Source organism: Parafrankia sp. FMc2, from assembly GCF_041008525.1.
Classification (GTDB): domain Bacteria; phylum Actinomycetota; class Actinomycetes; order Frankiales; family Frankiaceae; genus Parafrankia.
Map to the genome: position 1 here is coordinate 1 of NZ_JBFLUG010000378.1, position 1,530 is coordinate 1,530.

Annotated in this window: 1 protein-coding gene; it reads right to left on the reverse strand. The window is 65.2% G+C overall.

Features of this window, described 5'->3' with window-relative positions; all coding sequences use genetic code 11:
* Positions 1 to 1,225: IS110 family transposase (locus AB1460_RS37390; protein WP_368967281.1), on the reverse strand; the 1,225-nt coding region annotated here is incomplete at its 3' end.
* Between the last annotated feature and the right edge of the window lie 305 nt (positions 1,226 to 1,530).

Genomic DNA, 1,530 nt, shown 5'->3' on the forward strand with positions numbered 1-1,530 from the left:
TGACGGTGACGGTGTAGCCGAGTTTCTCCAGTTCACCGACGAGGTTCTTCCGGCGGCGTTCGGGGTCCCGGCGTCTGCGGGCGTGCCAGTCTCCGCCGAGGTCCTGGTAGACGGTGTTGTTCGCGATGATGTGCCAGTAGGCGATGAGAATGTCGTGGCGGGTGGCACCGATGGCTTTCAGGACGCCGCGGCGGCCGCGGATCTGGGCGTGGTGCGACGCCAGGTAGGTGTCCTTGCTCCGGGCGGCGGCGTGCGCGGCCTCGGTCAACGCGGTCCGTAACCACTTGTTGCCGTGACGGGTCCGACCGGACAGGCGTTTCCCACCGGAGGCGTTGTTCCCCGGGCAGATACCCGCCCAGGACGCGAGATGACCGGCGGTGGGGAACCGGCTCATGTCCAGGCCGACCTCGGCGAGCAGCACGGTGGCGACGACCTCACCCACCCCGGTGATCGTACGGATCCGGTCGACCGTCTCCCGAAAAGGGGCGATCATCACCCCGATCCGGTGGTCAAGCTCGTCGATCTGTTCGTCACACAGATCGATCCGTGCCAGCAGCTGCGCGGCGAGGAAGCCGTGATGGCTGGAACGGAACGTTCCCGCGAGCGCTTCCTGTAGTTGAGGGATCTTGCTGCGGAGTCGGCCGCGGGCCTGATCAGCGAGATACTCCAGGGACTGCTCTCCCTCGATCATCTTCTCCAGGATCGCTCGGCCGGAGACTCCCAGCAGTTTGCTGGCGACGCTGGTGAGCTTCACTCCGGCGTCCTGCATCAGCTTTTCCAGCCGCTGGATCTCCCGGGTCTTCTCCTCGACCACGATCCGCCGGGCCCGGGTGAGATCACGCAGATCCCGTTGGGGTTTCGGGGGTACGAACGAGGCGCGTACCAGGCCGTGCGCGACGAGATCCGAGATCCAGGCCGCGTCGGCCACGTCTGTTTTTCGGCCTGGTACGTTACGGACGTGGGTGGCGTTGAGGAGCCAGCATTCGAACCGGTCCTCCAACATGTGGAACACGGGCTTCCAGTAGACGCCTGTCGATTCCATTCCGACGATGGTCACCCGGTTTTCGGTGAGCCAGTCCGCGAGCAGCCCGAGGGAGCCCCCGGTCGTGGTGAAGGTCCGTACCTCGGTCACCGCCTTACCTGAACCGGTCTGGATACGCACCGCCGCGGCGACCGTGTCCCGGTGCACATCGAGACCCGCGCACCGCGGAAATAACACCTGCATCTGTCACCCTCCGTGGTCAGGAACTCTGTAGGTGCTGTCCGGAGAGGCCCTGAACACAGGAAACTGAGGAACGCGCTCGTGGCAGCAGGAAAGAGTGCCCCAGAACCTCCACCGCCATACTCTTGGACGGGCTCTGAGCACCAGAGATCGCCGACGTCGATCCGGACAGCACCGAGCATCGTGTCCGGTCCGTGACCGCACCGGACCACAACAGCCCGACGGCCAACATCAGGACCACAGCCGTCCCGCGGCCGGACTCAAATTCTCATACGAAAGGGTGGCGGCCACGCCGCCCTGGTTGCTCT